The following is a 249-nucleotide window of genomic DNA, read 5'->3' as shown; positions in this document are numbered from 1 at the left end:
GTGCTCGCGGCCGGCCAGGACGTCGGACGTCTGGCTCAGCCACTGGCGGTCGCCCGGCTCGAACTGGTTGTGGTGCCAGAAGCGCACCACCAGCACCGCGAACGACGCGAACATCACCACCCCGAAGAACGGATGCAGGATGCGGGTCCACTGGCCGCCGCCGAACAGCGCGGACAGCCAGGCCATGACCGGGTGGAACATGGCCAGGCCCGACAGGCCGGCGAGGACGAAGCAGATCGCGGTGATCCA

At 69.1% G+C, this 249-nt stretch carries 1 pseudogene; it reads right to left on the bottom strand.

What is annotated here, in order from left to right:
* Positions 1 to 249 (bottom strand): annotated as a pseudogene (locus tag KVT32_RS30925) (formate dehydrogenase cytochrome b556 subunit); the annotation flags it as partial.

The organism is Achromobacter sp. GbtcB20 (genome assembly GCF_019091095.1).
GTDB classification, from domain to species: domain Bacteria; phylum Pseudomonadota; class Gammaproteobacteria; order Burkholderiales; family Burkholderiaceae_B; genus Achromobacter; species Achromobacter mucicolens.
The sequence above is the reverse complement of the archived record's forward strand: the minus strand, read 5'-3'. Positions and strand labels throughout refer to the sequence as shown.